General features: G+C 56.7%; 22 protein-coding genes. 9 read left to right on the plus strand and 13 right to left on the minus strand.

Annotated elements, in window-relative coordinates; genetic code table 11:
- Nucleotides 1-13 precede the first annotated feature (13 nt).
- The 8 genes from RGV33_RS33665 to RGV33_RS33700 all read left to right on the plus strand — a co-directional run bounded on the left by RGV33_RS33665 (nt 14) and on the right by RGV33_RS33700 (nt 6,785).
- Nucleotides 14-286, plus strand: a complete 273-nt coding sequence (locus tag RGV33_RS33665; protein ID WP_080922816.1) for a hypothetical protein — start codon at nt 14-16, stop codon at nt 284-286.
- Nucleotides 279-848, plus strand: coding sequence for a transglycosylase SLT domain-containing protein (locus RGV33_RS33670; RefSeq protein WP_013100924.1), 570 nt, complete (start codon nt 279-281; stop codon nt 846-848). The genes RGV33_RS33665 and RGV33_RS33670 overlap by 8 nt, the downstream gene beginning before the upstream one ends.
- A 10-nt stretch (nt 849-858) precedes the next feature.
- Nucleotides 859-1,893: a hypothetical protein gene (locus RGV33_RS33675; protein WP_013100922.1), complete on the plus strand. Its 1,035-nt coding sequence runs from the start codon at nt 859-861 to the stop codon at nt 1,891-1,893.
- An 82-nt stretch (nt 1,894-1,975) separates the two neighbouring features.
- Nucleotides 1,976-3,277 carry an RNA-guided endonuclease InsQ/TnpB family protein gene (locus RGV33_RS33680; RefSeq protein WP_028621615.1) on the plus strand — a complete coding sequence of 434 codons (1,302 nt, stop codon included), beginning with the start codon at nt 1,976-1,978 and terminating at the stop codon, nt 3,275-3,277.
- Nucleotides 3,278-3,295: 18 nt separating this feature from the next.
- Entirely contained in the window at nt 3,296-3,667 is a 372-nt protein-coding gene (locus RGV33_RS33685; protein ID WP_322148905.1) for a hypothetical protein, read from the plus strand.
- 167 nt (nt 3,668-3,834) lie between these two features.
- Nucleotides 3,835-5,349 (plus strand): IS21-like element ISPpu23 family transposase, encoded by a 1,515-nt coding sequence (gene istA / locus RGV33_RS33690; protein ID WP_058167704.1) that lies wholly within the window; start codon nt 3,835-3,837, stop codon nt 5,347-5,349.
- A gap of 17 nt (nt 5,350-5,366) precedes the next feature.
- Complete coding sequence (istB, locus tag RGV33_RS33695) at nt 5,367-6,122, plus strand: IS21-like element ISPpu23 family helper ATPase IstB (RefSeq protein ID WP_046622600.1); 756 nt, start codon at nt 5,367-5,369, stop codon at nt 6,120-6,122.
- A 357-nt stretch (nt 6,123-6,479) separates the two neighbouring features.
- Nucleotides 6,480-6,785, plus strand: coding sequence for a hypothetical protein (locus RGV33_RS33700; RefSeq protein WP_043859881.1), 306 nt, complete (start codon nt 6,480-6,482; stop codon nt 6,783-6,785).
- A 27-nt stretch (nt 6,786-6,812) separates the two neighbouring features.
- Here the strand turns inward: RGV33_RS33700 and RGV33_RS33705 are convergent, their stop codons facing one another.
- From RGV33_RS33705 to RGV33_RS33730, 6 genes are all read right to left on the minus strand, one after another.
- A complete protein-coding gene (locus RGV33_RS33705) occupies nt 6,813-9,971 on the minus strand; it encodes a conjugal transfer protein TraG N-terminal domain-containing protein (protein WP_047297001.1) in 3,159 nt (1,052 codons plus the stop codon).
- A gap of 11 nt (nt 9,972-9,982) precedes the next feature.
- Nucleotides 9,983-11,383, minus strand: coding sequence for a conjugal transfer protein TraH (locus RGV33_RS33710; RefSeq protein WP_047297003.1), 1,401 nt, complete (start codon nt 11,381-11,383; stop codon nt 9,983-9,985).
- Nucleotides 11,380-12,405: a conjugal transfer protein TraF gene (traF, locus tag RGV33_RS33715; protein WP_047297005.1), complete on the minus strand. Its 1,026-nt coding sequence runs from the start codon at nt 12,403-12,405 to the stop codon at nt 11,380-11,382. Before traF ends, RGV33_RS33710 begins: the two co-directional genes overlap by 4 nt.
- Nucleotides 12,406-12,523: 118 nt before the next feature.
- On the minus strand, nt 12,524-13,639 hold the full coding sequence (locus tag RGV33_RS33720; protein ID WP_047297007.1) for a toprim domain-containing protein: 1,116 nt from the start codon (nt 13,637-13,639) through the stop codon (nt 12,524-12,526).
- Between the two features lie 47 nt (nt 13,640-13,686).
- Nucleotides 13,687-14,310, minus strand: a complete 624-nt coding sequence (locus RGV33_RS33725) for a hypothetical protein (RefSeq protein ID WP_028621620.1) — start codon at nt 14,308-14,310, stop codon at nt 13,687-13,689.
- A complete protein-coding gene (locus tag RGV33_RS33730) occupies nt 14,307-14,615 on the minus strand; it encodes a hypothetical protein (protein WP_033050417.1) in 309 nt (102 codons plus the stop codon). The genes RGV33_RS33725 and RGV33_RS33730 overlap by 4 nt, the downstream gene beginning before the upstream one ends.
- Before the next feature lie 409 nt (nt 14,616-15,024).
- On the opposite strand from RGV33_RS33730, the gene RGV33_RS33735 reads away from it, so the two are divergent.
- Entirely contained in the window at nt 15,025-15,711 is a 687-nt protein-coding gene (locus RGV33_RS33735; protein ID WP_013100915.1) for a hypothetical protein, read from the plus strand.
- A gap of 232 nt (nt 15,712-15,943) precedes the next feature.
- Here the strand turns inward: RGV33_RS33735 and RGV33_RS33740 are convergent, their stop codons facing one another.
- The 7 genes from RGV33_RS33740 to RGV33_RS33770 form a co-directional block, all read right to left on the minus strand.
- Complete coding sequence (locus RGV33_RS33740; protein ID WP_231980890.1) at nt 15,944-16,663, minus strand: nuclease-related domain-containing protein; 720 nt, start codon at nt 16,661-16,663, stop codon at nt 15,944-15,946.
- Nucleotides 16,664-16,715: 52 nt separating this feature from the next.
- Nucleotides 16,716-18,056, minus strand: a complete 1,341-nt coding sequence (iscB, locus tag RGV33_RS33745) for an RNA-guided endonuclease IscB (protein WP_322148908.1) — start codon at nt 18,054-18,056, stop codon at nt 16,716-16,718.
- A gap of 323 nt (nt 18,057-18,379) precedes the next feature.
- Nucleotides 18,380-19,384, minus strand: a complete 1,005-nt coding sequence (locus RGV33_RS33750; RefSeq protein WP_033050424.1) for a TraU family protein — start codon at nt 19,382-19,384, stop codon at nt 18,380-18,382.
- Between the two features lie 34 nt (nt 19,385-19,418).
- On the minus strand, nt 19,419-20,660 hold the full coding sequence (locus tag RGV33_RS33755; protein ID WP_028621625.1) for a TrbC family F-type conjugative pilus assembly protein: 1,242 nt from the start codon (nt 20,658-20,660) through the stop codon (nt 19,419-19,421).
- Nucleotides 20,654-21,226: a S26 family signal peptidase gene (locus tag RGV33_RS33760; RefSeq protein ID WP_028621626.1), complete on the minus strand. Its 573-nt coding sequence runs from the start codon at nt 21,224-21,226 to the stop codon at nt 20,654-20,656. Before RGV33_RS33760 ends, RGV33_RS33755 begins: the two co-directional genes overlap by 7 nt.
- Nucleotides 21,226-23,691 (minus strand): type IV secretion system protein TraC, encoded by a 2,466-nt coding sequence (gene traC / locus RGV33_RS33765; RefSeq protein ID WP_013100910.1) that lies wholly within the window; start codon nt 23,689-23,691, stop codon nt 21,226-21,228. Before traC ends, RGV33_RS33760 begins: the two co-directional genes overlap by 1 nt.
- Nucleotides 23,692-23,702: 11 nt before the next feature.
- Nucleotides 23,703-24,416, minus strand: coding sequence for a DsbC family protein (locus RGV33_RS33770; RefSeq protein WP_013100909.1), 714 nt, complete (start codon nt 24,414-24,416; stop codon nt 23,703-23,705).
- Nucleotides 24,417-24,464 lie beyond the last annotated feature (48 nt).

Raw genomic sequence — 24,464 nt, forward strand, 5'->3', positions numbered from 1 at the left:
CTAAGGAGGGAATGTGGATAAAACGATGAGACTACAATGTCGAGTCACGCCAGCGACACAAGAATTGCACGCGCATCTTGAAACTATTGACCCCGATTATCGGGGTAAAAGACTTGTTGCAATGGCAGCGCTATATCTAAGCATGATTAGTGCGACCGAAGATGCTAAAAGCAAGCAAGCAGATACTCAGCAAGATAATATTGTTGCTGATGACAAAAAGGAACAGGTCAGTAATGAGCCAGCCTCTCGTCCAGTTGCCAGCTGGATAAGGGGGGCAAATGTTTAATATCCGTATCAGTTCTTTTATTGCAGTATCTGCATGCATTGCCATAGGTACTTCAGTGAGCGCTAAAGCTAATGGCTTTTCATTAAAAGGAACGATGTGGGAGCGAGCGTCAATGGCCTCCGCATGCAAGCCGGACCCTCTGCTTCTATATTCACTAGCTCTAAAGGAATCTAAAACATCTGCCGGAAAAGGGATGATTGCACCACACCCGTTTGCGCTTCGCAATGAACCTAGTGGCGCTCTGTACCCTAATACCTACATGGATGCCAAGGCTGTACTCGGCAAATATATTGCCGAAGACATCCTCACCGACATAGGGATTATGCAAATAAACTATCGTTGGAACGGCAATAGAGTAGCGCGCCCGGAGTTTCTTCTTGACCCCGAGGTGAACATCCGCGTTGGTGCTCAGATACTTTGCGAGTCGATTGCTCAATATCCTGTCGATATGCAACTTGCTATTGGTGGGTACCATACACGAAACCCAAAGCGTGAACTTGACGCACGCGAGTATGCGAGTAATGTGCTCAGCATTTGGCGTTCACTACAGCGTTTAAAGTAAGGGCAGGGACATGCGAGTTAAGATCAACGCATCGATGATACAAATGGGCCTGCGCTGGCTGACATCTGGCTTGCGGGATTTCAATGTCATTCTCGCCGAGCAGCGCTTGACTCAAAGCGATATGGTTTGGCTTTCGTCTTTGAGCGCGAACCAGCGTCAGTTGAACGCTGTAGATGCCCTTCCCGTTTCTCTCTACCGTGTTCACTACAACACCCTGAAAGTCGGCAGGGGCTACCTGGACGATGAGGAGTTCAGGGAGATTGGCAACAAGATGGTCATGTTCATGGAGTTTTGTCATTTCTCCCGCGTCAACGAAACAAGCCCTATTCTGGCTGTAGGCCTCGACGATGTTGGGTATCGGGTGTTCGAGGCAGGATCTTTCGACTCTCGCATGATGCTGGTGAGCCGCGGCGGGTTCTCGATTGGCACCAGGTGCAACCTCAGGAAGCTGAGGATGAACTTATCATCGCCAGATGATCAACTGAGAGACGTGACCACCGTATTGCTTGGCGACCTTCGGTACTTCCTGAAGCCTGGCGTAAGTGGCATAGGCCGGGTTAAAGACTATCCGTCTACGATGCCCCTCGATGTGGTTGCGACCGAGTTGCTTCAGCAGAAGCTACAGCCGAAGCTGGTCGCGCAATGGACAGGATTGAATGCAGACGAGGTAGTTCGGATGAAGCGCTCCTTGCTACGGGATACCCCCCTTGTCCAGTCCCAAAGCGGGCGCATACAGGCACCGAATAAGACACTGGCTGAAAGCCCTCTTCACAGCCTGCTCTACCTCACTGTGTACAGGCTGCTCGCCGACAATCCTCTTCGGCGGACGAATGCTCGCGCGGTGGTTGCGGCTCATCGTGAGTATGTGGAGCTGTGTAAAGCGGTTGGCGTCGAGGCCAGCGATATGATCTCCCCTTCCAATGGCTACCAGCTCAGCAACGCAATGAAGACCGGAGACATCACTCTCACCCCATGCAGCAAGTGCAAGGAGATCAATGCTCGTTACGCGCTCAAGCCCGGCCGATGCATCTGGTGCAACCACTGAACATCCTCTGCCAGGCCCGTAGCCAGGCGGCATGCCAAGCGGACGACTTGGGTTATGGGTGAGATGCTGTAGGGTCGGAAGCATGCAAAGGCGAAAAGTGACCTTTAGGCTTTACCCCAATGTCAGCCAGCAAGAACGGCTGGACGGCTGGGTGCGCCTGCACGCCGAACTGTACAACGCTGCGCTTCAGGAGCGCATCGAGGCGTACCGCAAAGCTGGTATCAGTATCAGCTACTACGACCAACAGAACACGTTACCCGTCATAAAACAGTTTCGGCCGGAGCTGGTCGAGCTGGGTAGTCATGCCCTGCAAGAGACCCTGCGCCGACTGGATCGAGCCTTTCAGGCGTTCTTTCGCCGGGTCAAAGCTGGCCAGTCACCGGGATTTCCCCGCTTCAAATCCAGCGCCCGCTACTCGGGCTTCTCCTACCCCGATCCAGCCGGCTGGAAGCTCCAGCAGCTCGGCCAGCGCGGCGGCACGTTGCGGCTGGGCAGCGGCAAGGGCGCGATGATGATTCGTCTGCGGGGCCGCCACCGTTTCGCCGATTTCACGCCGAATGACCTGACCCTCAGCCGCCGCCGCAATCACGCCACCGGCCAAGATCAGTGGTATGCCTCGATCACCCTACGGGTGCCCGAGTCCGCCTGTCGGCGTGAGCGAACAGGCGACGATGCAATTGGTATCGACCTGGGCGTCAGTCACTGGGCCAACTTTGATGATGGCAGCCAGATCGAAAACCCCCGCTGGCTGCGCGAGGCGCTGCCCCAGTTGGCCAACCTGCAACGACAACGCGCCAGAAGGAAGCGGGGTTCGCACCGCTATCGGCTGCTAAGCCAGGAAATCATCCGTCTGCACCAGCGCATTGCAGATGGACGGCGCGACTTCCTGCATAAACAAACGACTTCCCTGGTGCAGCGCTGCGCCCTGATCGCCACGGAAGAACTGCAACCCCAGAACATGAGCCGCAGCGCTAAGGGCACGGTTGAGAAACCGGGCCGTCGCGTGCGGCAAAAGGCTGGACTGAACCGGGAAATTCTCTCGGCCGGCTTCAGCATGGCGCATCAGATGCTCACCTACAAAGCGCACGAAGCTGGTTCCGTTTTGCATCTGTCCGATACGCGCCGATTAAAACCCTCGCAGCGCTGTTCAGCCTGCTGGGCCATCGTGCCCAAACTGCTCAGTGAGCGCATGCACCGCTGTGCCTGTGGCTGCGTGCTGCCGAGGGATCAGAACAGCGCCAGGGTCGTACTGCTCGACGCCTGGATACTGCAAGACACGCCTGGGACGGGCGTGACGGCGAGACTCAAGCCGCTGTCCGCGCAAGCGGTCAAGCCCAAGTCAACGACCCGCGAAATTCCGACGACAACCGCACATGCGGTTTAGTGGCGGAAGAGTTCATTGGTGAACGAGATGCGAAACGACAAAGTTGAGTGCCAGTGCTGCAAGAAAATGATGGTCCCGAAGGTGGTCACTAGCGCCCCCTTCTACATCAGCGGCGTCCCCGTTGGTGGCCGGGACCCGGAGTCTTCGGTTTGTCCGTTTTGCCTGTCGCCCAAGTGGATGCTGACTGAGCAGCAGGTTCTCACTGGAGCAAAAGCGAATGCTGAGTTTTTTGGCATCATGGTGTTGCTTCTGATCAACATCGTCGTGTTCGCCCGCTTGGGTGCCGAGGCGTTGGGCGTGAGCCTTGGCCTGTCTGTTTTGATGTTCCTGTTGCGGGAGCGAATTGCCATCGCTGCGGATTCCACGGTCATCTGGCCACCCATTCCATAAGCATCTGACCACCGATTCCACGGTGATCCGGCCACCCATTCCACGCGTATCCGACCACTGATTCCACGGTCATCCGGCCACTCAACCGGGCAGGCAGTAACGCAGGATTTCTTCACTACCATCGACCTCTTTTTCGAAGCAGAGAGGTCGTCGTGGAGCGTTTATCCATGCGTAAGATTCGCGAAGTACTTCGTCTCAAGTTCGAGGTCGGGCTATCGGCTCGCCAGATTGCCGTCAGCGTGCAGATCGGTCGTGTCACTGTCGGCGATTACCTCAACCGCTTTGCCGCCAGCGGTCTAGCCTGGCCCTGTTCGTTGTCCGATTCCGAGCTGGAGCAGCAACTGTTCCCACCGCCCCCTGCGGTGCCCAGCGAGCAACGGCCATTGCCCGATTGGTCTTGGGTGCATGCCGAGCTACGCCGGCCGGGCGTGACCTTGGCGCTGCTCTGGCAGGAGTATCGCCTGAGCCAGCCGAAAGGCTTTCAGTACAGCTGGTTCTGCGAGCACTACCGAGCCTGGCAGGGCAAGCTGGACGTGGTGATGCGCCAGGAGCATCGCGTCGGTGAGAAGCTGTTTGTCGACTACGCCGGGCAGACGGTGCCGGTGATCGACCGCCACAGCGGCGAGATCCGCCAGGCGCAGGTGTTCGTCGCGGTGCTTGGCGCGTCCAGCTACACCTTCGCCGAAGCCACTTGGTCGCAGCAGTTACCGGACTGGCTGGGCTCCCATGTCCGCTGCTTCGCCTTTCTCGGCGGCGTGCCGGAAATCGTGGTGCCGGACAACCTGCGAAGCGCGGTGAGTAAGAGCCATCGCTACGAGCCGGACATCAACCCGAGCTACCGCGATCTGGCCGAGCACTATGGCGTGGCGGTGGTGCCGGCGCGGGCGCGTAAGCCGCGCGACAAGGCTAAGGCTGAGGTCGGCGTGCAGGTGGTCGAGCGCTGGATCCTCGCCGCGCTGAGGAACCGCCAGTTCTTCTCCCTGGACGAACTCAACAGCGCCATCGCCTTATTGCTGGAGCGGCTCAACCGACGACCGTTTCGCAAGCTGCCGGGCTCCCGGCACTCGGCCTTCGAAGCCCTGGATCGTCCAGCGCTGAGCCCACTGCCGGAGCAGCCCTACGTCTATGCCGAGTGGAAGAAGGCGCGCGTGCATATCGACTATCACGTCGAGGTCGATGGGCATTACTACTCAGTGCCCTACCAGTTGGTGAAGAAACAGCTGGAAGTACGGCTGACGGCGCGCACCGTCGAGTGCTTCCACGCCAACCAGCGGGTGGCCAGCCACCTGCGCTCGCCACACAAGGGCCGGCATAGCACACAGACCGAGCACATGCCCAAGAGCCATCGCGAGCATGCCGAGTGGACGCCGCAACGGTTGATCCGCTGGGCCGAGCAGACCGGGCCGCACACCGCCGGCGTGATCAGCCACATCCTCGAACGGCGCATCCACCCAACCCAAGGCTACCGGGCCTGCCTGGGCATCCTGCGCCTGGGCAAGACCCATGGCGAAGTGCGCTTGGAGCTGGCCTGCCGACGCGCCCTCAGCCTCGGCGCGTGCAGCTACAAGAGCCTCGAATCGATCCTGCGCCAGGGGCTGGAAAACCTGCCGCTGGCCCAGCAGCACCTGCCCCTGCTGCCGGACGACCACGCCAACCTGCGCGGCCCCGGCTACTACCACTGAACACAAGGAATCCCACCATGCTGCCCCATCCGACCTTGGACAAGCTCCAGACCCTGCGCCTGACCGGCATGCTCAAGGCACTCGCCGAGCAACTGAAAACCCCCGACATCGACAGCCTGAGCTTCGTGGAACGCCTCGGCCTGTTGGTCGACCGCGAACTGACCGAGCGCGACGACAAGCGCCTCAGCAGCCGCCTGCGTCAGGCCCGGCTCAAGCACAACGCCTGCCTCGAAGACATCGACTACCGCAGCCCGCGCGGACTCGACAAGGCGCTGATCCTCCAGCTGAGCAGCGGTCAGTGGTTACGCGACGGACTCAACCTGATTATCAACGGCCCGACTGGCGTCGGTAAGACCTGGCTGGCCTGCGCCCTGGCCCACCAGGCCTGCCGAGAGGGTTACAGCGTGCGTTACCTGCGCTTGCCGCGCCTGTTGGAAGAGTTGGGCCTAGCCCACGGCGACGGGCGCTTCGCCAAGCTGATGAGCGGCTATGCCAAGACCGACCTGCTGATCCTTGATGACTGGGGTCTGGCCCCGTTCAACGCGGAACAGCGCCGCGACATGCTGGAGCTACTGGACGACCGCTACGGCCAGCGCTCGACCATCGTGACCAGCCAAATGCCAGTGGACAACTGGCACGAACTGATCGGTGATCCGACTCTGGCCGACGCCATCCTCGACCGCCTGGTGCACAACGCTTATCGGATCAACCTCAAGGGTGAGTCGATGCGCAAACAGACGAAGAAATTGACGACACCGGGCACCTCAGACTAACAATGCCCCCCCTGCGTCGCTGCGCTCCGACTGCCCGGCCGGATGGCCGTGGAACAGGTGGCCAGATGGCCGTGGAATGCCTGGCCAGATGAGAGCGGACTGGGTGGCCGGATGGCGTGGAATCCGCAGCCATCGCGGTGAAGGGTTGGCTGGCCGAACTCTTCAAGGGATGAATTGGGCAGTCGATAGAGAGAAAGGTTTCGTTGTGCGCCAGGCTCGCCCGCAGTCGCGAAGGTGAGGTGTCTACCCATCCAGGGAGAGGCCTGCCCTAGCCAGTTCCTGCCATTACGTAGATTCGCTTGGGTTTACAGCGCGCTGTGAGATTCTTAGGGTAAGAACTTTCGAGGGGTGAACGAGATGCGAAACGACAAGGCTGAGTGCCAATGCTGCAAGAAAATGATGGTTCCACGTGTGGTTATGGAGCGATCGATTTATGTCGATGGTGTGCAGGTCGGGGGTGAGAAGCCTCTCAAAAGCATCTGCCCCTTCTGTTTGAGCGAGGAGTGGAATGGGATGCCTCGGAAAAGCGGGCTTGCTCGCTTGCGTCGTGATGCCATTCTTGGGCTTCGAGCGATTTCTTTGGAGCTGACTATCATTGGTGGAATCGCCCTCTTTTTCGCTGTCATGGCGATCTACCGATTTGTCTTTGTCGGCTTCAACTAAAAAGGGGCTATAAAGCCCCTTTTTTACTCATTCGATTGACGGTCTCCTCGGTCCGCTGGCCTGTTTGGGTTGTTCAGCATTTTCAATTGCCGCAGGTCTAAAGTTTTTGGGCAGGGGATTGTGACGATTGCCCGCAGCGACAGTTTCCACAACCGGCCGGTCAGCAGATGTTCCATCACTTCCTGCTGCCTGGTACGTCAATGAAGCATGGACGCCCTTCGCATAGTCTTCATCCCCGCCAGACGCGATCATGGCTTCCGAGTAGGTGTGGTAGGAGGACCACTGATAAATATCAGAGTCCGTTGGCATGCCTGCCCGGCTAGCTGCTCGAAGTGCGGCTTGGCTATCTGTCAGCCCCAGTTGCTGCCCTTCAGAAACGTCATTGCTGAATTGTGTGTTCTCGTTGCCAGCCAGGAAGTTCGTAAGCGTTTTGCCGCCCGACTGGATGCTCTGAACCGCCGATGCGGCCTTGATCATCAAGCCCTTATCATCGTAGTTCTTACCGAAGGTCGATAGTTGCTGCGCGGCCTCTGAATCTGCCGCCCCTCTAACATCCTCACTGTTGCGAGCATGCGCGAGTTGTGGGGCTAGGCTGTTCTCCGCATGACGGTTTCCGACAAGCTCAGCACCTTGGTCTTCAGCCGCTTCCTTAGCAGAAATGTTCATGTCCTGAGCACCTGCATATGCGTCACTGTTACCCTGCCATCTTGAATTGAACTCGCCTTGCAAACCTGAGTTCCCGGCCGTTGCTGCGCCGGCTTTGTCTGCTATGTTTGCAAACTCTCCCGCATTACCCTGAGCTACGTTGAAGTCGAATGGATTGAATTGGCTCATGACCAATTCGCCGAGCCTGCCTTGCTGGTTAATCGCCCGGATTGCCGCCATCGCCCTCTGCTCGTCCGTATTCGACGACATATCTTTGATGCTTTGGCTATTAAATGCTTCAGCGAAGAGCTTTTTCCCTTCATCAGTTGCACCAGCCATGCGCTGAAGTTCTAAGCCAGACTCTGCTCGAGATACCCCGCCTCTCGATAGCGACTTGATCGCTGCATCGCGAAGATTGAGGCCTTGACTTGCCCTGATGGTGTCTTGCTGAGAAGCCGCTTGGCTGTACGTATTCTGTGCCTGTAGAGCTTCAGTGCGGCTTTGATTTATCTGATCAGTGTTGCTAACACTACTTTGGGCCATCGACGAGTCACGGAAGGCATCACCGGTGGCAAATGTCAGGTCACGGGTGTTAGCGCTCTCCACGGAAGAACTTAACTGCGAGAGAGATTTTTCGGCAGTTCGACGCTCTGTGCCGCTCATTTCGGAAAGCGACTTGCCATCACTGGTTTTGAGGTTGGCCATGATGCCTTTCAGGCCGGCTTGCCCACCAAGCGCTGAGGCTGCGGTTGCCATGTTTATCGACGACTCAGAGAAACCACTGCTTCGAAGATTCTCAACTGCCTGGTTATAGGAAGAGCTTTGCTTGAGAGCATCGCTAGCTTTGATGCTTTCGCCCATTTGCGTCATCGCTTCGCGCCCCGTACTCGTCGAGGCTAGTTGCTGGCCTGCCGCTGAGAGGTTGCTCTGGTACTGGCTCGTGGCCGTTTGCGAGGCGGTTTGGGCGCTCTGAAGGACTGCACTCGCAGCTTGGTCGCCGGTTATCGTCTCAGCAAGCTGCGGCGATCCCGTTCTGCTCACCCCGGAGCTTACCTGGTCGGAAGTAAACGAGGCATTTTGACTGAGAACAGGTGCGCTATCCTGGGCCCGAGGATTCACGTCTTCGGACTTGAATTTGTCGCCTGCCGTCATTTGGCTCATGACGCTGTTGGCAACCATGGCAGAGCCGGAAACGATGAACAGTGCCAATGGAGGCACGGACGCCGCAAGCAGACCGCCAATACCCAGTGCCTTGCCGATGGCTTTGTCTATGTCCATGAGTTGGAGCATTGCGAAACCAGAACCTGTGGGGTCGTAGCCGTTGAATACGGCTTCCATCTGGGAGCCTGCATACCAGAGGGTAAAAGCATTCACGATACTCAACAGCGGCATCCACAAACCCACCGCCAGCGGCAACACGAGATACTTGCCGAGGATAGAAAGGCCAGGCCCACCCAGGAGCAAAGCAAAGGCCATGAACGGCGTCATCGCATAGAGCATGCCCTCGAAGAAGGCGATCATCGGTCTCATGTAGTGTTTGAAGCTGTCGCCCTTCCCCGCCCATTGAATTTCTTGCTGGTTGAGCGATTCGCGAAGAGCCATTGCGGCTCTTTGCTCTTGCCAATGGTTCATGGCATCGACACGGGAATCGTTGAAAATCGGCGCAATTAGCGAAGTCAAAACGTAGTCCTGAGCCGACTTGCTACTCAGTGCGAGGCTCTGAATAGCTTGGTCAGTAGCGGCTTGAACCTGGATACCGCTGGTCATGCGGTTGGTCTTGGCCTCTTCGCTGAACCCTTTCTGGAGAATGTCCTCTAGCACGTCTGTATAGACGTTCTGCAAATGGGCGTTGAGAAACGACCGCGCCTCTGCACAGCTTTTCATGGTGCCGGCGGTACCGTCATAGACGTAGATGAACATCGATGAGTTCTGGTTTGACAGCACCTCCGCCCAGCCAGGCGATCGGTACAGGTCGGTCAAGGTCTTATCCGTTCTCAGCGCCACGGGGTTCAGTGAACAGAATGTCATGTACTCGTTCACCGATCGGGGCAGATCCCACCCGTCCGCTTTTCGGTAGTTTTGGAAGCCGTCCAGTGCCATCGGGTTCCGAAGAGCGTCGCGCACTTTCGACAATGTGCTCAGACTCGAGAACAGCCCGTAGTCGGTCATGCTTGGAGTAGAAAATGCCTGCTCCGCGGTTTTTGTAATGCCGTAGGCCACCGTTGAGATGACTGAGCCGACAAAGGCAGGGCCAAGAGGCACGTTGTCCACCACCCGCACCTGCGACGACACCGTATCCTCGATAACAGTGGTGGCTGTAGGGCCGTAGAACATCATGTAAAGGACGAGCACAAGGCCCGCCTTTCCGAAGGTAATGGCCTGGTTATTGAAAACAGCTTGGAACGCCAACAGAAATAAGCCTATCAGCGCGCCAATACGGGCAAGGTCTTCTGCGTCACCGCTGCCTGTGATCATTGCGCAGGCATTGAGCATGATCTCAAGGAACTCGGCGCTGCCTGTCGTGTAGATAGTGAAGTCCATGGATATCTCCGTTACGCGCCTGCGTTATCGTTGATGGTTCCCTGTGGCAGGGTTCCATTATCAAACACAGGGGCCATCTGGAGCATTTTCTCGGCTTGGCCATCGGCATCTTTGCCTTGCATTGCTTCCTCGATGTACGAGCGGTATTCATCCATGAGCTCACCCTTGGTAGCCCGCAGGTCCTCAATCACCTTCCCTGCATCCGCCATATTCAGGCTGGTCAGGCCTTTCTCTGTATGCCCAAGCAGCTGATAAATCAGGCTCATCGAAGCATCAGCAGCAATTTTCTTGGCGAACTGGTTCAGATAGTCATAACCGGATTGAGCCCCTGCCTTCTGGGTGATCTTCATCAAATTCACCCCTACTCGGCTTGATGCGAGGTATGCAATCCGGTTTCCGTCAGCAGCGGTTGCAGTGCCGTTCGCAAAACGCTCAAGGATTCCGTTGTTTTGAAGATCCTCTAGGATTCGAGTCTCGAGGCCCTTGAAGCTGGTGAGAGTTCGGATGTTCGGGTCTGAGCAGTCCGGGTCATCCTGGTCGCACTGGTAGACCTTGACATCAAGGTTGGCCGAGCCCTCAACAAGAATCTTCAGACCTTCGCCGGTGATCAGCTTCGGCATGGGATGCGCAGCGAAGTTTTTCCCCCCGCTGGCGTCGTTGGTGAGCGACACGTTGTAGCTGCCGACCATCGACATGATGAATTCCGCGTTTTCGTCGCTGCCGAATAGGATCTGCGACTGGAGGCCAGACTTCATCATGGCGCACCACAGAACATTCCCTGTGTTCTCACATTGAACGGCCTTACCAGAGGCAGCAATCCGGTTGGCTGGTGAGTCTTCTTTGGTGGATTTCGCGGTAAAGAAGTCAGATGAGACGTTCGACCCGAAGGCCGTCATCGCGGATTTGAAGTCGGTGCTTTCTTCGTATGCCTTTTTGGCATTCGTAACCAACCCACTCGCCAGCTGGCAGCTGTTGGAAAACATTTGATTGAGCGCCTGGATCTTGTTGGCCAGGTTGCGGATCACACCACCTGTCTGAGCGTCCATCGCATCGAGGGCCAACTCAAAGGCAAAGCCCGAAACAATGCCAGCCGCGTTCGACGCCACATTCCTCATGAGCGCTACAAACTCTTCGCCGTTGATAAAGGAGAACGAGCCGCTGTAAAGGTTGATCCCCCCGCATCCACCCTTTGCGCTTGGCGGGGTAATGCTGATGAGGTTGGCGGTGGATATCCGATTCCGAAGGACAACGGACCCGCCGGTAATAACGCCGCGTGTGGCTGTTTTATATGCCCCTGGACTGGTGACGTTGATCATGCCGCTGAACATTTCATTGACCTGCTGTTGAATGTTCGCGTGAGCCCCGAAGGGCACCATCAGCGCTACAGCAAGGGCGATCGGTTTGATTTTCACTGGGCACCTCCGTTGTCTTTTTGAAAGGCGCGACGAGCTTCATCGCGCATCCGATTCACGAATTCGTTAGGGTTTTTTGTTGCGTCGGGCGGTGCGTCAGCCAGTTTCGTGGCGTCGATCAAACCCATGGTGTTAAGGCGGGATGTAGCGTTGTATTCCTGATCGGAAATCAGCCCTGCTTCATTCGCTGCCATTAAAATCCGAGTGGTTGCCGTCTCCATTGAGACGGTGCTGAAGCTGACGATCTTCACGTCATTCGGAGGGATGACTAGGGCCAGCGCAGGCGAGGTGATGATGCCCAGCTGCTCTGCGAGCCCAGTGTCGTACTGTGTGTTTGGGTATTTGCCGCCAGGAAGGGGGGCCCCATCCATCGAGACGGGCATGACAGTAAACCCGTACCTGAACTCGAGAGCAGAGACCGCTGCCTGGGCCTGTTCGCACAGAATGCAGTCGTTACCGTTGTAGAAGAACATCAGCGCAGAGCTGCCAGCGATGAGCTTCAACAGGGTTTCTTTCTGCTTGCCGGCCGCAGTTGCCAAAGCATCTGAGGCGGCGTTGGAAGCCGGATAACGCATGTCCTCATCGAGCAGTGGATCATTTCGGATTACGTCAGCTGAGCGGCGTGAGAATCGCTCGGCCTTGTCCATCATGATTCGGTTGGCCCAAAAATATGCACTCACGTTCTCTTTGGTAGGGTTATCCATTGCTGCGTCACGCAGTTTCGGAAGCATCTCCCGAATCCACGCCACGCTGCCGGTCGGGGGCAGCTCGGGCGCGGCTGGTTCGGAGGCTTCCCTTTCGGCTTGAGGTGGGGCCGCTGGAACCGGCGCGGGCTCGAGTTTTTCGGGTTCCTGTTCAGGAGGCGGATCTTCGTACCAGAACCAGCCGCGCTCTTTGTCCTGGTAGAACGAAGAACCAGCAACCTGGGGCGTTTTTGACTCGGCGGGCTTGGTCTCTCCCGCAAGGGAAGTGCTGCTTATAGCGGCAGCAAGCAACAAGATGGGAAATTTTAGGGGCGTCATGAGTCCGTCTGGCCAAGATGGGGATGCTCGAATTGTGAGCGTTGGCCAACAGGAGGGGGCGCGTTTTCAGGCGCTTTTACGGTCGGAAAAAGAGGGGGAAGTTGAGAAGGCCAGAGGCCTATCGCTGTGCGCGATAGACCTCGTGGCCTAGGAAGCCGAGGGAACCACGTTCACGAAGAACGTCATTCCAGTCGACACCTTTGGAGCCGTCAGGGATGGGCATGTCGGGCAACATTATCTGTGCCTTGATCCCCATTTCCCACAGACGTTTTTTCAAGGTCAATGCCGCTTTCTGGCCACCCTCCTTGCGGTCCTTGTCAGCCCAGATTCGGACTGCTTTGGTGCAGGCTGGTGGTACGAAGTTCTCCAACAAGTAGGAATTCACCAAGGGCCATACTGGTATACCCATGGCTGTTTCTACCGACAGAGCTGTTTCCAATCCTTCGGATACATCCAAGACTTCTCCTGGATGCGATGTTGGCACCGCACAACCGGGAAGCTTGCGGTTGCTGGGAATTGGAAACATTTTTTTCGGCTCCGCGAGATCGGCTTTCTCACCCTTCATCGTCAGGTAGTGACGGTTGATGGTCACAGCCTGGCCTTCAGGATCGATGAGCGTACACACTATCCCTGGATGCTTAGAACGCTTGCCGGCTTTGTCCTTGTAGGTCAATTCCGGGTGAAAGCGAACGTAGCGGCTCAGCTCTGGTCGATCCCAAGCAAGAATGCCTCGGGAGCGAAGATAGAGCCTTGCTGGTTCCGCTGATGGGTCTGTGAGAGGAACGGTTCCCTTCCACAGGTTGCGCATAGCTTCACGCAGCCAATCGTCTGAAGCCTCTGGTTTTGCTGGGGCTCGCTCCTTTCGGATTACAACGCTTGGGATAAATCCATCAGCGGTGCGTCCATACGGGTCTTTGACCCGGAGCAATGCTCCAACCTCCTGTAAAGCATGGTGAAAGCTCCAGCGGTTGACCCACATCAGCAAGGCTATGCCATCAGCCTTGACTCCGCAGGTACGGCAGATACCACCGCTCGACGATCCAGCCGTCTTGCGGAAAATCTTAAACCCGTCTTCCCCACCATGCACCGGACATGGAACCCCACGTCCTGCTTTTTTGTGTGCCGGCACCAATGAAGATGCGAGGCTTGCGTAAATGTCATGCCAGCGGCCATCAGCGGCTACCAGCACATCTTGTTTCTCTGGGGCGTAATTGCCTTCTGAGTCTTTGGACATGGGTACCTCCGTTTGGTTGAGATGCGCCCCGAAGGGCGCATTGCTGGCTATTTCACGATCTTGATTTCCCAGGAGTTGCGGTAGGTATCAACCCACTCCTGTTCTTTCTTACCGTCGACAACGACCTCTTTGAGCACACTCACGGCGGTTTTGCCAAGGAATGTCAGCGAGATATTGTCACCTTGTTGCGCTCCAGATTTGCGTAGCTGAGCGTTGAGCTCGATTCCCCAAACCAGGTGTTCACCGATACGCAAGAAGAACGACTTTCCGTTCTTCTTGAGAAACCGATAGTGGGCGAAACCTGAACCGCGGTATTCGCCGGTAACAGACCTGCCAGCAACGCCTTGGAAATTGAGTTCAGGTGCGCGCTCATCTTGATCTTCATCGCTTTGGGCGACTTGGATCTCTTGAGCTGTTTCTTGATGCGCGGGCTGGGATTCGCGAGGGATGAACTCCCCTTTGATCTCGCCCTGCTCTTGGTTCTCGATCGATGCAACCTGGTTGCGGCCTTCCGGCCGGTACAGTTTGTTGATCACCACCGGTTCAAGCGCCTGGTGCATCGTTTCATTGGTTTCTGGCTCGGGAAGCTTATGGGCCAGGCGCTCTGAAACAATGCATAGCCCTTGTGGCAGTCGGAGATAGCTTGGAACATCGAAGTCAACACGGATCATTTCTCTTCTCCCTGGCGACGCAGGTAGGAGGGAATGTAGTAGTTGTCATAATCGACGCTGCTACACCAACGGGCGTTGGGTAAGGTCTTGGTTGCTTGAGGAGCCGAAGCCTTCAGACAACCGCGTAGGTAGCTCAGAACACCACGCAGGATCTGCTCAGCATTCAGGATCACCACAGCGAGGAACACGCAGAGTGTCAAAGGCAAAACATGCTTTGCAAACTGCGGTGCGTATACAGCTCCCAACATAGCAACGAGGAAGCCAAACGCGGTCAGCACTTTAACTTTGAGGGTTGTAGATGCCATTTTCAGTTCTCCATTTTTTTAGAACGGAGAACGCCCTAACGGGAGTTCCCCGTCAGGGTTTTTTTGACACAAAAAAAGGAAGCCAAATGGCTTCCTTTTTTGATCGGCGCTACGCGAACGTAGGCTTGGTTTTTAAGCTGATAAGCTCAGCTTGGCTTGCTCCCAGACGCATACACGTCTTGGGTACCAGTGGCAGCAGCATGCTGTCACTTAGGGTCAATGGCCTCCAGGAGGCAAATTCTTAATCGACCTTGGCCGATGAGTGCCGCAATTCTCGCCGCCATTTCACTCTGTCGTCAACCAGAAAAACGCACCTCAAATTCCGACGCTATTCGTGCGTGAAATCGAAATCCAGAGGCTCCGCAAGCTGGTGCAATAGTCCGGCCACCAACATCCGGAGAAACCGCTAATGGCGACCACTCAACCACAACCGACGAAATACCAATACTCCAAGCCATCCCTCAAAGGAAAGATGGTACTGAACACTGAGCAGGCGAAGTTCTTCGCCGGCAACCGTTTCGATAGCCTCATGACGGCTCTTTTTATCATCGACGTTACGTCCCGCAAGCTGGCCAAAAACCTCAAGACCTTTGATCACAAAGCGGTGGTTGATGCGGTCTCGAAGAAAATCGAGCGCATGGAAGTAGCCGTGCGTGACGAGTCTGAGCGGATGGACACGCTTTTGAAGAGTCTGGGAATCAAAGAGCTTGCAGGGTACAGCTCACCACTGACTCGCGAATTCGAAATCACCAGCCCAGAAATCAAGCGGATGAGCAGCCTGCTTCAGGCATTTGACCACCTGATTATCCAGGTCGATACCGCCTGGCTGCATGAGAAAATCGATAGCTCGGAAGCTGAGGAATTTCGTGCAAACAAGAGCAACCAAATGGCCCGGCTGATCCGCTCACTCGTTGGCCTCGGTCAGAGCGCGCGAGCAAAGGCATACGCCAGCAAAGTTGCAGAGCTCCAAGAAGATATCGAAAAGGCAGAAGCCAAAGTGAGCGCCGAGAAGGAGGAGCGCGAGGCTGCGGGTCACATTGAGCCTGAGGGCAATGCCGACCCTCTCGATTCGCTTCCCGAAGAAGCGGTTGCTTGATAGCGCCAGTAATGAAAACGCCCCGCATTGCGGGGCGTTTTGCTTAGGAGAGTCATTATGCTTGATGATCTTACGTCAACACCGGCAAGAACCAGTAGAAGACGCAGACAAGCGACGGATCAGCCTCCTCCACGCGAAGCCACCCCACTGTGGACAGAAGAGCTGGCCACCGACGAGTCACTTGAAGCGCCGCCAGAGGCAGTATTTTGGGATACGGTCGCGATCATCTCTGTCACTGCTGCTGTTCTTGTTGGGGTGGCGATAGGTGTTCCTCTCGGGGTCTATCTTCATGGCACGTTGTAGATCCATCATCGCCTCGGCGCTTCAGCTTTTCGACATGCCGCCTTGCAGCCCAATACCCCCCCTTGATTCTGCGCTCGCTCAGCGCCCGACAAATTGACACCACATGGCCCCGAGTAAAAACCGGGGCTTTGTAGGACTGGATTTTACGAATCGCGCCCCAAATGCTGTAGACCCGCTCAGGCATTCCATAGGTGAAACTGGCCTGCCCTGCCATCACTGCGTAGCTGTGGATTTTCTGAGAGTGGACTCCGGTGACCTTCTGAACTGCCTTCACGTGCGCGTAGTTCTGCATCAGCGGGTTTTGCACGCGATATTTCCTTCGGCCGACGATCTGCAACCAGCTCTCGGGGGCTTCTGGGTAGGTAATGATCTTCCCCTTGAAACACTTCGTTTCCAGGACAAAGATCCCGTAGCGCGACACGATGATGTGGTCAACCTGTGTTGACTCTCCCCTTGTCTTGCCACGATAGATCGCGTTGGCGAACACCTTGTATTCGCCACTGAGGCATAGGCGGAGCATGAAGTTCACCTTGTACTCCCCCCACCACCCTCGGTAGGCAGGGAATTCAAGTAGACGAACGTGGGCGATGCCCGCGAGAACCCCCAGAATCAAAACCGGGGGCAGGTACAGCATTAGAAAGTCATTCATCAATTTTGCACGAGATATCCCGGCCCTCAGACCAAGGGATAGCGCGGCACGCTCAGCGTACCTCTGCTCTCGCTGCCTCCTTTTGGGATTGAGGGCTATCGGTTTGGATGTGGGAATAGGCGTAGCCATCGGCCCGCTGAATCAGGGTGAAATGGCGATGGTGGACGCCCTGAACCACGCCATCAGACGTCTGGATGTTGAAGCTGCCGGTCTTGCGCACGGCGACTCGCCCCAGGTGAGTGCCGGCCTTTTTGCCGGTCGGCACCTCGGCGCGCACCTGATCGCCGGTCTGGAAGCCGAAGTGGCGTTTCTGCCGAGTCAGGTAACCCCTCGGAAAGCCATGTGTGGTCAGCCGAGTGCGCTGGTAGTCGCCCCGCCCGGTGGCCTTAATCGCCAGCGTGGGGCGTTGCCAGTGCTCGATGGCCCTGATCTCGCCGACACAGGCGGCATCAAGGGCATGTGTTTTCGGAAGATCAAGGCGTCGGCGGTTGTACTTGGTTTGCGCCCCGGTGCCCGTGGTGACCGACAGGCCGGTATCCAGCAGGCCACGGAACAGGGCATTGCGGGTGGCGTTGACGGCGGCGGCATCCCGAAGTGGAGCTTTGGCTTTCGCCTTGATTCGGGCCAGCAGCTCTGGCCTGGCCTTCAGGAACACCTCGACTGGCTGGTTGCCCTTGCGCTGATTACAGGGCCGGCAGGCCAGGGTCAGGTTGGGCACCCGGTCGCTGCCGCCGGCACTGCGCGGAACGATGTGCTCGATCTCCAGCGGCGTATTTTCAGCGTCGCAGTAGGCGCAGCAGCGGCCCCACTTCTCCAGCAGGTATTCACGCACCTCGTAGCCGGCCAACTCGCCCTGCTGGTATTGGACGCCGCTGATCTCCGGGTTCTGTATGGCCTGCATGTCGAACTTGACCCGCTCGACTGCCAGATCGCTGATCGGAGCCCAGTTACGCATCCTCCCGACCCAGCCCAGCGTGGTGTCCAACCGGTGGCGCAAGCTTGGCGGCAGCCAGCCTTCCGGCCGGGTGCGGTTGTCGAAGCGCGGGGCGCGGTGGCGCAGGTTCTGACCACGGCGGCGACGGCGAAACGCCGCCCGCTGCTGCATGGCCTGGCGAATCGCTGCGCCCCGATGGGCCAATTCCATCAGTGAGAGAACAGACACCCGCTGGCCCTTCTGGCGTACCAAGGCAATGCCAGTGAATTTGCTGCCCGGATCGAACTTGAGCGTCAGCGATTGCAGCGCGCTATCGGCCTGCCGCCGATCCACCAGACGGATCACGAACGGCACCTGCCGGTGTATGCGGGCGCGACCGCGCTCCAGCAACAATCGCGCTCGCTTCTCGCTGCATGGCATCAACGGCGTGCCTGTCTTATCCAACACATAGACCGCCACGGCGATCCTCCTTTGAACTGTGCCCTTACGGGCCTGGTGACGGAGCCTTGCGGCTCGCTCCCCTCGGGAATGTCTGCACCCGGCTCCCGCTGTCGCGGCGGTCGGAACCTTCGGCGCTTTACCTTTCGCCAGCATGGTCCCGACCTTCCAGTGCCCGGAACTGAGGAAGCATTCCGGGGTGGGTCGGTTCGACCTGGTGCAAACGTAGCCGGTTGGTTACGGCTATCCCTGGTCAACCTAGCTTGTTTTCACAAGCCCCGATTTTCAGGACGAGGCAGTTGACTCATACCATCGCAAATCCGCCCTTACGGGCGGATTCTCCATTAGAGCTTCGAGCAGCAATCTGTCCATCGCCAGAACATGTACATGGCATCGTTCCCAGTACCTGGAACATGCCGACTAGGCCCACCCTCCCAAGTCTGCGGCGGTTCTCCGAGCCACATTGCTCTGCTGTTCTGCGACTTTGGCCAGAACTGGGTCACTTTGTACTGGCTTTTCGGAATCGTCGGGTAGATACCCGCCTTGCACACGTTTTCATCACCCATAGTGCGTCGAGCGAGGCCCCTGCGGTGTTGCTGAGCGATCACTCGCGCAGCCAGCAATGCTGTCGTCCGGTTTGCATCTTGCGCCACGGTTACGCCGGCAAATGGGTAGATGCTCCCCCATGTACCGGTACACCACCAAAGCGACTCAAGAGGTTCCTTTCGAGCGGTAACCAGCGCGGATTCGGCAGCACAGGCCGCAATAGCGATTGGGTTTGCCACGGCCGCGGACTCGGGGTGCTGGAAGAAAGCCAACGTACCGTTGTTCCAGGTCGGGTCGATCTCAGTGAAAGAGATGATATCGAGGTCGAGATAACCGTCCGGGTTGCATTTGGTAGGCGTATAGAGATCGAGGATCTGAAGTAGCGGGAATGCATACAGATGCGCGTGGTAGAACGACCCGGCAGCCTGACCTGTCTGGGTGCTGTTGTCCTGCCGAAGTCGGCCATAGCTGCGCTTGTTGCCAAGCGGCAGCGTTACACCACCTAGGGTTGGCGAGCAGCCTGGCTTACGGACAGTTTCAACCATCCGTGCCGGCTCCCACATTGCAGTGATGATTCCGGGCTTGTAGATCGAGGATGAGCCTTCCTGGCAGATGCAGAAGACCATTTTTGTAGCCTTCGCGGGGGCTGTGCCGGGGGTTATTTGCACACCAGAAACACGAATTGGGAAGAGGCACGCCCAGCAGATGTCGGTGAACAACTTCGGACCAAAAAGGCCAGAGTCCTCACACATCACCTCTCCGGAAGAGGACGCCTCAGCCGCTATCCCTGGCAGGGAAAACATGCCTGCAATCACCAGAATTGCGGCGGTTATTACCTTATTGATGCTCATGATTGGCCTCCTCGAAGGCTGTTTGAGCAACCTCGCGGACGATAAAGTTTTTGGTGTCGGCTGTTACGACAGATGGGGCTCGAAAGATTTGGAAGCGCTCCGCCATGTCAGGCGGCAGCAGGTACAAGGGCGCATCCAGGCTGTCCTGAACGCTGTTGAACAGATCCCAACCAGAGGCAGTGGGAATCTGAGTCGCCATCACAGTGACGGTCAGATTTGCCCCATGGTCTGCATATTCACGCTTCGCCAGGGCAACCTGCCAAGGTTGCGTCGGATCAATCACGACCAGTTTCTGGTCAAAAGGCATCATGTCGAGTGGATTGATCCTCCCCGCCTTCTGAACAACCCTTCCTTGGCTATCGAGAATGTCATTGGGAACGATGACAGATGCGTCGACGAGGCGTGTCGCACTCTCCGTTACCGGAGGCAATGGGTGCCCTTTGTGGTTATCCCAAAACCGAGCGATTGCTCGCTTCTTCATGGCGTCGGTGTCCAGCTCTGCGATGCGCTGTTTCGCAACCTCCATGAGGTCTGGCTCGATGATTTCCTGTGTAGAGCCAATAGTGCCTAGATCCCCACGCTTACCATCCTTAACCGCCCCCTCGATATAGCTAACGGAGGACGACCCAGCAGCTTTAGCGATCAAAGCATCATTCGGTGCTTCGAGAGCGACGGTGGGGACGGCTGAAACGCTATGACGCTGGAATGCGAGAGGATCGAGCAGAACACTCACAGTGCTTTGCGTCTCTTGCGTGAGGAGGTGCATTTTGGTCACAGCATCGCCCATCGACATACCATCAGGAATGCCTCGAAAAACGATGCCAACACCAGGCAGTCCGTCAAAGGACAGCAGTATGTCTTTGAGGGCAGTAGCCCCCATCGACCACGACACGAAAATTAGAGTGCGGTTTCCATCGCCCAGGGGATGTTTTTTCTCGCGATCTGAGCCATCTGCGCTAGCGAGCCCTGAATCGTTCTGCTGGGCTTCTTCATCACTGCCTTGAACGATGGCCTTTTCGGCCATCTCACTTACCCAGCTCATGTCATCTCGGCCGCTTATTTCTTCGCGCGCGGCTTTCGCATTTCGGCTGATTTCCCTGACCTGATCGAGGAGCGCAGGATCGAATTCATTGATGTCGTACTTGCGAATGCCAAGGTCATCGCCGGCGATGGCCATCGTGCAGCTGAAGGCCAGCCCAATGCACATGGCTAGTTGCTTTTTCACCATATTGGATACGCCTTCCCGATGATTTGGTCTGTCGACGCTGAGCCCCAGTAGCGGGAGTCGAAAGAGTCTGGCGTGCGGCCGAAGAACCAGTAACGGCCCGCGCCTATTTCCCCTTCCCGAACGTATTTCTGGGGATCAATCCCGTGCTGGCTGGCTACCTGAAGCCCTTTGCCTACGGACACGCCATTGATGGTTGTTTCATCAAGCGTGACCTTGGCGCGATCGCCAGGCATTCCCTCAAGCACCTTCACGATGATCGTGCCGTCAGCAAAGATCGGACTCAGACCTTTGGAGTGAAAGGCATAGATTTCCCCTCGCACCAGGTCATCCTGCTTTTTATCGATGATCCATAGCCTGTAAGGGGGCAGGCATAGGGAGTCCTGGCTAGCGATAGCGATCGAATAACGGGATGCCAGCAGCACAACGCTACCGGCAACCACTGCGGAAAAGAGTAGGCCTTTGCCGAGAAAGGCTGCCGAGAGTCGCTTTGGAGCTCGATCTCGCTCAACCTTCGCCATTGCCCTTCGCACCTTGGCCTCAATGCTGAAGGGGTTCGACAACGCCATTACGCGACTTCCGCCGGATTAGAGCTGTACTCGACACCTCGGTCACGGAGCACGCGCAGAATTGCCTCATCCTGCGGAACGCCGGTGAGCGTGTAGTTTCGGATCGCCTGCACATCTTCAGGTGCGGTCGAGTAGAGGAGGATCGAATATGGGTCCACCGTGAGGCGCACGATACCGGCCCCGCGGGGGGTGAGCATGAAGATCTCGGAGTAATGCCCCTTGTACGACTTAACCGTCTTCAGGATTCGATAGCCACCCTCTCCCAGCGGCAGACGCTTGTTTTCCTGGATAGCATCAATAGCTTCGGCCTTTTGACCGAGTAGGAGGGTGAACGCGGAGTTTTCAGCAATGGCCTGTCCGACTTTGTTCTGATAGAGGTCGTTGACCCCCTGGGTAATGACAATGGCACTACCGCCATATTTCCGGAATCGCCGGTAACCGTGCTCAATGAATTCACCAACGTTGCCCTGGGAGAGCAGCGACCAGGCTTCATCAATGATCACAATTTTCGGGCGGTCACGCTCACCAAGGTACATGTCCTGCTGGATTTGGTAGATCAGCTGAAGGAGCACAACTTGCTGAAGGTGTTGGCGACCCTTCAGTTCCTCAAGCTCGAGTACGGTGAAGGGATTCTTGAAGTTGAGATTGTTCTTACCGTTAAAGAAACGGCCGTACTGCCCCTTCGAGGTGAATGCGAAGAGCTGATGGCCAATGTCTTGAATACGCGGGTCTGGGTCGCCAAGCAGAGAATCAGCGATGTTGTCGACGATCATCGTCTTGCCCAACTCTTCCCAGCATTGCGTGAGGTGCCTTTTTAGCCCGGCGGTTTGGAAGTCGATCAGGGGCACGGTTGGGGCAGCCATAGCAGAGAGCAGCCCAACCAGGACATCCTCTTCCTCGCTGTAGTCTTCAATCAGCTCGAAGGGGTTGAGACAGAGATTCGACTCCTGGTCAAAGCGTGCAAAGTCGCCCTTGTACGCCTCAGACAGCTTTAGGTAGGACAGGCCCACGTCGATGACCCACACCTTCGCTCCAATGCTCAGATACGACGTGATGAGATAGTTGGTCGCAAACGACTTACCGGAGCCCGACTGGGCCGCGATCATCGCGTTGTAATTGGTGTCGGAGTCAAAGAGGTTGAAGCTAACCGGCTGACCGTTTCGGGAAATGAACGGGGCCACCTGGGTTCCAGTGCCCTTCCAATCGCCATAGATCGGCAGCAAAGGTAATGCCTGGGTGAGGCTCAATGTCTTGAACCGGAACAGCTCCCTCATCGCATCCGGGTCGGCACACATAGGCAGGGAGTTCACGAACACGGGCAGCACACAGAACTTGTCCTCCATGAGGCTGAAGCCCTGCGTGGCAAAATGGCTCTTCGCATTCGACGCTGCCTGAATGAGGTCTTCCCGGTTCCGGCCGAATACCACGAGGGTCATTGTCGCCTGTACGTTGGGAAGCCCTTTGTCGAGATCTTCAAACAGCGTGTCATAGGCTTCCTTCGTCTTCCGTAGAACGGGTACGAAATGCACCATCGGGCCGAAGCTCTGGTTGATGGCCCATTGGCGGCGCTTCGACAGCTTGTCCTTTGTTTCCAGCTGGGGAGGGAAATACAGGGTCATGTTGATGATGCAGTTACCCCGGATTCCGCCGCGCTGGGACAGAATGTCAGCGAGGTACTGAGAGGCATCGCCCTGCCACATGACATCAGGGAAGCGCTTGGCCGACAGCGTTTTTACAAAGCAGTCATCTCCGATCTGAAGGTGGTCTTTCTTCACGTCGAGGCTGCGGTTGTAGTCGAGGATCTGCTCATTCAGGGGCTTGTCTGTGTCTGCCTTCATGTCCGGATCTTCGCGCCACGACGCCGATGGCCCTTGGTTCAGGATGGAGGAGAAAATTTCCCGGTAGGAGTCGTTGGTGAGCGGCACGGCTGCCAGGTTGCAGCTGTCCAGCGAGGTTCGCAGTCCGTCGAAAAGCTCCTTCGCCGCGTTCGCTTCTGTCTGGGTAGGCAACGCATTGGCGATCGGAATTGTTACGGATACGACCAGGCTCTGTTCACGAATGCGTACACCTGAGATTGAATCAACTGGGCGCATGGTTCGGTCACTGAAATACTCGGCCCGCGCGTTCGTCACTTTCTCCAGCAAGGCTTGGGTTTCCACGGGAAGGTCAGTGCGGCCGGATTCACGGAAGGCCCGACGCAGACGAAGGAATCCCGTCTTCATCTCATTGATATTTTCAGTGCAAATCAGGCTGAACTGGATCGTTGTCTTCTCAGGCCAGTCGACCGTCAAACCAGCTTTCAGGCGGTCGCCTTCATCCCCGTTTGAGCCTGAGAGCGGGGAACACAGGAATGCGAATCCTAGGCGGTTCCCTTCCAGCTGGAACAGGTAAAGATTCGGCTCGTAGGCGAGGCCGTTGATCAGCTTCGAGAGCCGAGGTGTTGAGCGGATAAGCGCTTTGAGCATTTCTGAATTCCTTAGAGGGTGCGATTCGATTCAATCCAGGCGCGCAGGCCTTCTTCAGGCTTGCCTTCTCGGGTCAAACCGTCATCACGAATGAGGAAAGGGACATTTCGAGCTCCAAGAAACTGAGCTGTCATCCGGCGCTTCGAGATCACATCGAGATCACACTGCGCGGTTGGGAGCTGTTCGAGAGGAGTTTTCATGTCGCCGGAAGCGCCAGCTTTCCACGCAGCAACCTTGTCTTTCGCGCAGAGGAGTTCTTTGGTGCGCACCGCGCTCTCTTGGCTGAGCAGCGGCAACATCAGCACGTCGAGTCGATACCCCTCGGGAAGGGATGAGCGGGCTTGTTGAATGATCTCTTTGCAGAAACCACAAGCAGGGTCGGAGAACATGGTGATTGCTTTCTCACCGTTGCCGACTGTGAGGGGGGCGAGATCCTTGAAACCGAGGTTGGTCTTATCCACTGGGATGTAGTGGGCGGCGATCCGAGCATCCTCGATGGTTTTTAACTCTTTCTTCGCCCACACGTCATAAACCGTTCCCTGGATGATGAATCGGCCGGTATCGCTGATGATGGCGAATTTGCCGTTCTTCTCGATCGCCAGCATTGCAGACGCAGGAAGCATCACTACCTTGTCTGCGTTCTTGTCCGCAGGGCTCGCTGCTACTGCGGTGCCAGCCAATGCAAGCAGCGTCATAGCAAGAATGGTTCGGGTTGGTTTGAACATGGGCTTACCTCCTGAGTCGATTCACCCAGAGTATTTGGCCCGGAAAAG

This window comes from Pseudomonas sp. Bout1 (genome assembly GCF_034314165.1).
In the GTDB taxonomy this organism is placed as follows: domain Bacteria; phylum Pseudomonadota; class Gammaproteobacteria; order Pseudomonadales; family Pseudomonadaceae; genus Aquipseudomonas.

Excerpts from the sequence above, each read along its gene's own strand:
- istB (WP_046622600.1), top strand. The coding sequence starts at position 5,367 with ATGCTGCCCCATCCGACCTTGGACAAGCTCCAGACCCTGCGCCTGACC.
- RGV33_RS33740 (WP_231980890.1), bottom strand. The coding sequence starts at position 16,663 with ATGAATGACTTTCTAATGCTGTACCTGCCCCCGGTTTTGATTCTGGGG.
- RGV33_RS33755 (WP_028621625.1), bottom strand. The coding sequence starts at position 20,660 with ATGGTGAAAAAGCAACTAGCCATGTGCATTGGGCTGGCCTTCAGCTGC.
- RGV33_RS33735 (WP_013100915.1), top strand. The coding sequence starts at position 15,025 with ATGGCGACCACTCAACCACAACCGACGAAATACCAATACTCCAAGCCA.
- RGV33_RS33760 (WP_028621626.1), bottom strand. The coding sequence starts at position 21,226 with ATGGCGTTGTCGAACCCCTTCAGCATTGAGGCCAAGGTGCGAAGGGCA.
- RGV33_RS33730 (WP_033050417.1), bottom strand. The coding sequence starts at position 14,615 with ATGGCATCTACAACCCTCAAAGTTAAAGTGCTGACCGCGTTTGGCTTC.
- RGV33_RS33705 (WP_047297001.1), bottom strand. The coding sequence starts at position 9,971 with ATGGACTTCACTATCTACACGACAGGCAGCGCCGAGTTCCTTGAGATC.
- traF (WP_047297005.1), bottom strand. The coding sequence starts at position 12,405 with ATGACGCCCCTAAAATTTCCCATCTTGTTGCTTGCTGCCGCTATAAGC.
- istA (WP_058167704.1), top strand. The coding sequence starts at position 3,835 with ATGCGTAAGATTCGCGAAGTACTTCGTCTCAAGTTCGAGGTCGGGCTA.
- traC (WP_013100910.1), bottom strand. The coding sequence starts at position 23,691 with ATGCTCAAAGCGCTTATCCGCTCAACACCTCGGCTCTCGAAGCTGATC.
- RGV33_RS33675 (WP_013100922.1), top strand. The coding sequence starts at position 859 with ATGCGAGTTAAGATCAACGCATCGATGATACAAATGGGCCTGCGCTGG.
- RGV33_RS33720 (WP_047297007.1), bottom strand. The coding sequence starts at position 13,639 with ATGTCCAAAGACTCAGAAGGCAATTACGCCCCAGAGAAACAAGATGTG.
- RGV33_RS33770 (WP_013100909.1), bottom strand. The coding sequence starts at position 24,416 with ATGTTCAAACCAACCCGAACCATTCTTGCTATGACGCTGCTTGCATTG.
- RGV33_RS33670 (WP_013100924.1), top strand. The coding sequence starts at position 279 with ATGTTTAATATCCGTATCAGTTCTTTTATTGCAGTATCTGCATGCATT.
- RGV33_RS33725 (WP_028621620.1), bottom strand. The coding sequence starts at position 14,310 with ATGATCCGTGTTGACTTCGATGTTCCAAGCTATCTCCGACTGCCACAA.
- RGV33_RS33680 (WP_028621615.1), top strand. The coding sequence starts at position 1,976 with ATGCAAAGGCGAAAAGTGACCTTTAGGCTTTACCCCAATGTCAGCCAG.
- RGV33_RS33750 (WP_033050424.1), bottom strand. The coding sequence starts at position 19,384 with ATGTTTTCCCTGCCAGGGATAGCGGCTGAGGCGTCCTCTTCCGGAGAG.
- RGV33_RS33700 (WP_043859881.1), top strand. The coding sequence starts at position 6,480 with ATGCGAAACGACAAGGCTGAGTGCCAATGCTGCAAGAAAATGATGGTT.